This window comes from Pseudomonas sp. P1_F1_2, from assembly GCF_056405815.1.
This window is the reverse complement of record NZ_JBFUBK010000173.1, coordinates 1-7,353: the sequence shown is the minus strand read 5'-3', so window position 1 is coordinate 7,353 and position 7,353 is coordinate 1. Positions and strand designations below refer to the sequence as shown.

The following is a 7,353-nucleotide window of genomic DNA, read 5'->3' as shown; positions in this document are numbered from 1 at the left end:
AGCGCGGACCGGCCGACGCAGGCTTCGCCAGCTGCTACAGATCGCACCGTTCGGGAAATTACCCGTGCCCTGCATCCACATCCCCCCTAAAATACCCGCCATTCCCCGATTCGCCCCGTCCGAGGCCGTTTTTACATGTCCGTCACCGCCACTCCCGCCAGCCTCGCGCCGGATCACCACGCCCAGTTCATCGACCTGCTGCAAACCAGCCTCGACGCCAACGCATTCATCAAACTGGTATTGGCCAAGTACGTCGGCACCGAAGCGGACTTGCAGCGGCTGATCATCAAGCAAACCACGGTCAAGGATCAGCCTTGCCTGTCCTTCGTCTACCGCTATAAAACCCGCGATATCACCAAAAACCTGGCGCTGGCCGAAGGCGTCGCGACCATTGCCGCTTTGCTGCCGGCCTCGTTCAAAAATGCGCATTTGTTGTCGTTGACGGACGAAGCCCAGCTCGAATACAGCAAAAAGGGCAAGTCTTCGCTGTTCAAGAGCAAACCTCAGCAATTACGTGAAGTACCGTCCGCCGAGCACAACCGCGAGAAAAACCGCTTCCTCGACCTCAGCCGTCCGTTCCTCGCCGACCTTGGCGTGACCAACAGCAAGCACGAGCTGATCCCGGCGATGTCGCGCAAGTGGAAGCAGATCAACAAGTTCATCGAAGTCTTCAGCCATGCACTGACCACCTCGCCGCTGGCGCTGGACAAGCCGGTGCAAGTGGCGGATTTCGGTTCGGGCAAGGGTTACCTGACGTTCGCCATCCATGACTACCTGCGCAACACCTTGAACGCCGAAGGTGTGGTGACGGGCGTCGAACTGCGCGAAGAAATGGTCAACCTGTGCAACGCCGCGGCTGCGAAGCTTGAGCATCCAGGGTTGGCGTTCAAGTGCGGTGACGTGCGCAGCGTGGCGCCGAGCGAGCTGGACGTGATGATCGCGCTGCATGCCTGCGACATCGCCACGGACTACGCGATTCACACTGGCATCCGTTCCGGCGCGTCGATCATCATGTGCTCGCCGTGCTGCCATAAACAGATTCGCCTGCAAATCCAGAGCCCGGCATTACTCAAGCCGATGCTGCAATACGGCCTGCATTTGGGTCAGCAGGCGGAAATGGTCACTGACAGCCTGCGTGCGCTGTACCTTGAAGCCTGCGGCTACGAAACCAAGGTGTTCGAGTTCATCTCGCTGGACCACACCAACAAGAACAAGATGATTCTGGCGGTCAAACGCGCCGAGCCGGTGGACCCGACTCAGCTGTTGGTGAAGATTGAAGCGCTGAAGGATTTCTACCACATCAGCGAGCATTGCCTGGAGACCCTGCTGCGGTCTGACGGCTTCCTCTAAACACGACACTCCTGTAGGAGCACAGCTTGCTGGCGATGGCGATTTCAAAGGCGCCATCGCCAGCAAGCTGTGCTCCTACGGGATTACGCGGTGGCCACACGCGCCGGTTTGACTGCTGTCTTGCGCCCCAACATCACCGTCACGATCACCCCGGCGGCAAACAGCCAGGTGATCGGCTCGATGTGCTCGCCGAAGAACAGTGCCGAGAAGGCGATGGTGAAGAAGATCTGCAGCAGCTGGATCTGACTGACCCGGGCAATACCGCCCATCGCCAGCCCGGCATACCAGGCAAAGAAACCGATGAACTGCGAGAACAGCGAGACGTAACCAAACGCCCACCAGGTCTTGGCCGAAATCTCGCCCTGATGCTGCAACGCCAGGTACACCACTGGCCCGATCAGCAGCGGCGTCGAGAGCACCAGCGCCCAGCAGATCACCTGCCAGCCGCCCATCTCCTTGGCCAGCCGACCGCCCTCGGCGTAGCCCAAACCACCCACGGCAATCGCCCCGAGCATCAGCAAATCACCGGCCTGAATGCTGCCGRCGCCGCTGATCAACGCATAACCCAGCACCAACGCACTGCCCAGTGCGGCGCAGGCCCAGAAGGCTTTCGACGGTCGTTCGTGGGACAACCACGCGGCGTACAGCGCCACGCACAGCGGTTGCAGGCCGTTGACCAATGCCCCGTGGGACGCCGGCAAGGTTTGCATGGCCCACGCCGACAACACCGGAAAACCGAGAATGACCCCGGCGATCACCAGCGTCAGGCCTTTGACCTGCTTCCAGGTTGGCCATTTCTCCCGCCGCCACAGCAACAACAACGCCGCCGGCACCGCCGCAAACAGCGCCCGGCCCAGGCCGTTGAGCAGCGGATGCAGTTCCTGCACGACGATGCGTGTGAAGGGCAGGGTGAGGCTGAAGATCACAACGCCGAGCAGGCCGAGGGCCATGCCGGTGTTTTCGCGCGAGGACATGATGGCAACCAGAATCGAGGGTGGCGGGAAGAGTCTTCATCTAGCCACAAACCGCGCCGGCTGCGCTGTTACAGCTAGGCGCAGAGTTATCCGTACAGTTTGAGGACGTTATCGCGGGCAAGCCATGCTCCCACAGTTGACCGCATTCCAAAGGGAGACTCGGTCAACTGTGGGAGCATGGCTTGCCCGCGATGAACGATGACGCGATCCGTCAGGTAGTAGCTGGTTATTACCCGACCTGCCGGATAGGGACTACCTTGAATACTCCCAAGCATTTCCCAGAGGAGTTCTCCCCATGGCGGCTAAAAAAATCCTGATGCTGGTCGGCGACTACGTCGAAGACTACGAAGTAATGGTGCCATTCCAGGCACTGCTGATGGTCGGTCATACCGTGCACGCCGTCTGTCCGGACAAAATCGCCGGCCAGACTGTGCGCACGGCCATCCACGATTTCGAAGGCGACCAGACGTACAGCGAAAAGCCCGGCCACCTGTTTGCCCTGAACTTCGATTTCGCCAAGGTCGCTGAAGCGGACTACGACGCGCTGCTGATACCGGGTGGTCGTGCGCCGGAGTACCTGCGCTTGAACGAAAACGTCCTGGGCCTGGTGCGAGCGTTCGACAAGGCCGGCAAGCCGATTGCCGCCGTTTGTCACGGCGCGCAATTGCTGGCCGCAGCTGGCGTACTCGAAGGTCGCGAATGCAGCGCCTACCCGGCCTGTGCTCCGGAAGTGCGTCTGGCCGGCGGTACGTACATCGACATCCCGGTGACACAGGGCCACGTTCAAGGCAATCTGGCCACAGCCCCGGCCTGGCCGGCACACCCGAGCTGGCTCGCGGGTTTCCTGGGTTTGCTGGGCACCAAAATCACGCTGTAACGAGGGAATTGTCCATGTGCGAGCTCTACGTCAAGGCCGATCCGATCCTCTACGAATCGCGCTCTCGCTCGCTGCGCATCTGCGGGGTGGTGACGACCCTGCGGCTGGAGAATCAGTTCTGGGACATCCTCAGTGAGATCGCCGAGGTCGACGGCATGAGCACCAACCAACTGATCGCCAAGCTGTACGAAGAAGTGATGGATTACCGGGGGGAAGTGGTGAACTTTGCGTCGTTCTTGCGGGTGAGTTGCATGCGGTATCTGAGTCAACGAAGGGGGGTGGCGCCAGAGTTGTCGGTGGTTCGGACGGTGACCCGACAATGAGGTCGGTTCAGGCGACAAATGTCCCTGGCGGGTCTTTACTCTGAAGCGCCAAACCTCTCAATTGCCAAGGAGAAAGAGCATGTCTGGATGGTACGAATTGAGCAAAACCAGCAGCGGCCAGTTTCGCTTTGTATTGAAAGCGGCCAATGCCGAAACCATTCTGAGCAGCGAGCATTACACGACCCGTGGCGCTGCTGAAAACGGCATTGCCTCGGTGCAGAAAAACAGCCCGCTGGATGAGCGCTACGAGAAAAAGACCACCAAGGATGGCCATCCTTACTTCAACCTCAAGGCGGCCAACCACGAAATCATCGGTAGCAGCGAAGCCTATTCCTCCGAGGCCGCGCAGGAAAAAGGCATCGCCAGCGTGAAGGCCAACGGTCCGACCACGGTGATCAAGGACAAGACGTTACCGGTGCTCTAAACAACAACCTGCTCTCACACTGGATCTGAGGTGTTCACATCCTCTGTGGGAGCGGGCTTGTTCCGGGCGGCATTGCGACAAAGGCGTCGAGCCCGTCAACGCTAAACCTCAACCGGAACCGTCAGCTTCGGACTGCCCAGGGCATGGGTTTTAGAATCAAAGAACCGCAGCTCACTTCCAGTCCCCTCAAACACCTTCGCGTAATGGCGCTTCTGATGCTCAATAAACGCCTTGCTGCGCGGGTAGATCGAGATCGCCACCACCTTCGGCTGCGCTTGGCGCAACGCATGAACAATGTGGCTGTCCTGCTCGCCCAGGGCATGACCGAAGAGGCACAACCCCTCTGCGTGCCCCAATAACTGCTCATAACAAAACGACAAATAGTCCGAGCTGCGAATGGTCTTGAGCTTGTCCTGCGCCGGCCCTTCGTTGACGAACAGCGGCACGTCATCAAGGGTCTTGATCGTATTGTTGATCGCAAAACTGCCGAGCAGCGTGCCCTCGGTCGACATCAGTTTGCGCGCCGTGCCGTCCTGGTTGCGCACCAGATGCAGGCCGCCGTGCAGGTACAGCAAACGGGTTTTATCGGTCGCCGTGGCGCTCAGGTCAAAGCCCGGCTCGGTGCCCTGGAACAGGTCGCTGACCGCGCCCGGTTGATGCTGGATGGCCCAGTAGTTGAGCAGGTCATAGTTGGTGGTGAACACCGTCCGGTAGCTGGCCAGTTCCTGGTTGATAGCCGCCAGGGTCGAAGGCACCACCAGTCGCCACGGAATGTGGACCGCATGCACGGTGTTGATCAGCGCTTCCTTGATCGCGTAGTAGCGATTGCGCGGTGCGGCAGAACTCACGGCCAGCGCCTTGTTGACCCGGCTCGTGGTTTTCAGGGCGCTCAGCACTTGCTCGAAACTGCGTGTCTGCATCGCCTTGAACACGCTCAGCTCCGATTGGCTCAGCGGTTTTTCTTCGACGGTGCGTGCATTCTCGAACAGCGAGTCGTAACCAAAATCGTCCCACACGGCGCGGCTGGCGCCGTTGCCTACCAGCAAACCGCTGAACGAGGCGGTGGCGCGCAAGGCGTTCCAGTCTTCAAGTTGGGCATCAACATCCTGGAAATCGGTCATTGCGGTCAATGTCTCAAAGCAAAAGGTCGGATGGGCGGCGACTTTATCACGACCATGACTTGAGCCAGATCAAGTTACTGCGTGAGCGAAGGGTCGAAGCTGTGGGCGTACCGCTGGATCGGCGTCGCCGATTCGGCCCAGCCAGGAGAATTGCTCATGAGCAGCACGTTTTTCATTCCCTCCGTGAACATCATGGGCACCGGTTGCCTCGACGAAGCCATGGACGCCATTGGCAAGTACGGCTTTCGTAAAGCGCTGATTGTCACCGACGTTGGGCTGGCCAAGGCCGGCGTAGCGAAAATGCTTGCGGAAAAACTGGCGATGCAGGACATCGACTCGGTGATCTTCGACGGCGCCAAACCAAACCCGAACATGGCCAACGTCGAGCTCGGGCTGGGCTTGTTGAAGGAAAACCGCTGTGATTTTGTGGTGTCTGTCGGTGGTGGTTCGCCCCACGACTGCGCCAAGGGCATCGCGTTATGTGCGACCAACGGCGGGCAGATTCGCGACTATGAAGGTGTCGATCAATCGAGCAAACCACAGCTGCCGCTGATCGCAATCAATACCACCGCCGGCACCGCCAGCGAGATGACACGTTTTTGCATCATCACCGACGAATCGCGCCACGTGAAAATGGCCATTGTCGACCGCAACGTCACGCCGCTGCTGTCGGTCAACGACCCGGCGCTGATGGTCGCCATGCCCCAGGGGCTGACGGCAGCCACCGGTATGGATGCATTGACCCACGCCATCGAAGCGTACGTCTCCACCGCAGCCAACCCGATCACCGATGCCTGCGCCCTGAAGGCGATCACGTTGATCAGCAACAACCTGCGACTGGCGGTACGCAACGGCGGTGACATGGCTGCGCGGGAAAACATGGCCTATGCGCAGTTCCTCGCTGGCATGGCGTTCAATAACGCGTCTCTGGGTTATGTCCACGCCATGGCTCACCAACTGGGCGGGTTCTATGACTTGCCTCATGGAGTCTGCAACGCGGTACTGCTGCCCTACGTTCAGGGCTTCAACGCTCAGGTTTGCGCCCCACGCCTGACCGAGGTGGCTCATGCGATGGGCGCCGACATTCGTGGTTTGAGCCCTGAAGAGGGTGCTCAATCGGCTATTGCAGCGATCCGTCGACTGTCCAGTGATGTGGAAATCCCTGCCGGGTTGCGTGAGCTAGGCGTCAACCTCAACGACGTCCCCATGCTTGCCACCAATGCGCTGAAAGACGCCTGCGGTTTTACCAATCCCCGGGCGGCGGATCAGAGCCAGATCGAGGAGATTTTCCGTAGCGCCTTTTAGGCCGTTTTGCGACCGGGCGCGAGCATGACACACAGCATCGCGCCCAACGCCAGCAAGGTGCAGAGCAACGACAACGGCCAGGCCTGTTCACTGGCGATCAGGCTGGCAATCGCGCCAATGGACGCGGCCATCAGTTGATGAATGAAACCGCTCAACGCCATCGCATAAGCGCCGCCGACCGGTGAGCCGTCGTTGGCCAGCGACAGGCTGATCGGGTAGGTCAGCGACTGCCCGAACACCGCCACGCAATAGGGCAACCAGAACAGCAGGGCAATGGAGGTGCCGGCGATGCTGCCCAATAACATCACCGCACTCCCGGTCAGCACCAGCCCCACGCCGGCTTCCATCAGTCGACGCTGACCAGTGCGCAGTACCAAGGCATTGACCCCCAACGCCCCCAAAAAATACGCCGCGCTGATCGGCCAGCCCAACAGCCCGTATTCCACCGCCGACCAGTTGAACGGTCCTTGCAGAATCAACGGCGCGGCAGTGTTGAAGGCGACGATCACCCCATAACCGAGGCCGCCGGTGAGGGCCGGCAGCAAGAAGGCACGATCGCGCAGAATGCGCCTGTAACTCGGCCAAGCAGACGACTGCACATTACCCTCGGTCAAAACCGCAAACGGGACCCGCGCCACGACCGCCGCCATCAGCAGGCTCACGCCACCCAGCAGATAGAAAATCGCCGGCCAGCCCAGCGCCACCTGAATCACCGACCCCAGGTACTGGCCGATTCCCAGCGCCACCACGAATGAAATCGAAATCCATGACAACGCCTTGGCCAACAGATCGCCGCGGAAACTGTCGCGGATCAACACCCGTGCCATGACTGAAATCCCGCTGGCACCAATGCCTTGAAGCAGCCGAAAAAACAGAAACGATTCAAGTGTTTGGCCCAGCGGCAGTGCGAGGTTTCCCAACCCATAAATGCCCAGCGCCGCGAGCAATACCGGTTTACGACCGATGCGCTGACCGAGGC

At 59.9% G+C, this 7,353-nt stretch carries 8 protein-coding genes; 5 read left to right on the top strand and 3 right to left on the bottom strand.

Features of this window, described 5'->3' with window-relative positions; translation table 11 throughout:
• The first annotated feature begins 135 nt into the window (after nt 1-135).
• Complete coding sequence (locus AC1D2P_RS29860; RefSeq protein WP_477758584.1) at nt 136-1,350, top strand: class I SAM-dependent methyltransferase; 1,215 nt, start codon at nt 136-138, stop codon at nt 1,348-1,350.
• A gap of 83 nt (nt 1,351-1,433) precedes the next feature.
• Here the strand turns inward: AC1D2P_RS29860 and AC1D2P_RS29855 are convergent, their stop codons facing one another.
• Nucleotides 1,434-2,324 (bottom strand): DMT family transporter, encoded by an 891-nt coding sequence (locus AC1D2P_RS29855; protein ID WP_477811738.1) that lies wholly within the window; start codon nt 2,322-2,324, stop codon nt 1,434-1,436.
• Nucleotides 2,325-2,619: 295 nt separating this feature from the next.
• On the opposite strand from AC1D2P_RS29855, the gene AC1D2P_RS29850 reads away from it, so the two are divergent.
• The 3 genes from AC1D2P_RS29850 (at nt 2,620) to AC1D2P_RS29840 (ending at nt 3,948) form a co-directional block, all read left to right on the top strand.
• Complete coding sequence (locus AC1D2P_RS29850) at nt 2,620-3,201, top strand: DJ-1/PfpI family protein (RefSeq protein ID WP_223523957.1); 582 nt, start codon at nt 2,620-2,622, stop codon at nt 3,199-3,201.
• A 14-nt stretch (nt 3,202-3,215) separates the two neighbouring features.
• Nucleotides 3,216-3,524 (top strand): ribbon-helix-helix domain-containing protein, encoded by a 309-nt coding sequence (locus AC1D2P_RS29845; protein ID WP_109787367.1) that lies wholly within the window; start codon nt 3,216-3,218, stop codon nt 3,522-3,524.
• 79 nt (nt 3,525-3,603) lie between these two features.
• Nucleotides 3,604-3,948 carry a YegP family protein gene (locus tag AC1D2P_RS29840; protein ID WP_046029425.1) on the top strand — a complete coding sequence of 115 codons (345 nt, stop codon included), beginning with the start codon at nt 3,604-3,606 and terminating at the stop codon, nt 3,946-3,948.
• Nucleotides 3,949-4,049: 101 nt separating this feature from the next.
• Here AC1D2P_RS29840 and AC1D2P_RS29835 read toward each other — a convergent pair whose 3' ends face one another.
• Entirely contained in the window at nt 4,050-5,069 is a 1,020-nt protein-coding gene (locus tag AC1D2P_RS29835; RefSeq protein WP_477758583.1) for a DUF4917 family protein, read from the bottom strand.
• Nucleotides 5,070-5,225: 156 nt separating this feature from the next.
• Between AC1D2P_RS29835 and yiaY the strand changes: the two genes are divergently transcribed.
• A complete protein-coding gene (yiaY, locus tag AC1D2P_RS29830; RefSeq protein WP_077430755.1) occupies nt 5,226-6,374 on the top strand; it encodes an L-threonine dehydrogenase in 1,149 nt (382 codons plus the stop codon).
• On the opposite strand, the gene AC1D2P_RS29825 is transcribed toward yiaY, so the two are convergent.
• Nucleotides 6,371-7,353: MFS transporter (locus tag AC1D2P_RS29825; protein ID WP_477811737.1), on the bottom strand; the 983-nt coding region annotated here is incomplete at its 5' end. The two genes, yiaY and AC1D2P_RS29825, sit on opposite strands and share 4 nt — an antisense overlap.

What these genes read in the sequence shown, in the direction of transcription:
- AC1D2P_RS29860 (WP_477758584.1), top strand. Translation starts at nt 136, where the DNA reads ATGTCCGTCACCGCCACTCCCGCCAGCCTCGCGCCGGATCACCACGCC.
- AC1D2P_RS29850 (WP_223523957.1), top strand. Translation starts at nt 2,620, where the DNA reads ATGGCGGCTAAAAAAATCCTGATGCTGGTCGGCGACTACGTCGAAGAC.
- AC1D2P_RS29845 (WP_109787367.1), top strand. Translation starts at nt 3,216, where the DNA reads ATGTGCGAGCTCTACGTCAAGGCCGATCCGATCCTCTACGAATCGCGC.
- AC1D2P_RS29840 (WP_046029425.1), top strand. Translation starts at nt 3,604, where the DNA reads ATGTCTGGATGGTACGAATTGAGCAAAACCAGCAGCGGCCAGTTTCGC.
- AC1D2P_RS29835 (WP_477758583.1), bottom strand. Translation starts at nt 5,069, where the DNA reads ATGACCGATTTCCAGGATGTTGATGCCCAACTTGAAGACTGGAACGCC.
- yiaY (WP_077430755.1), top strand. Translation starts at nt 5,226, where the DNA reads ATGAGCAGCACGTTTTTCATTCCCTCCGTGAACATCATGGGCACCGGT.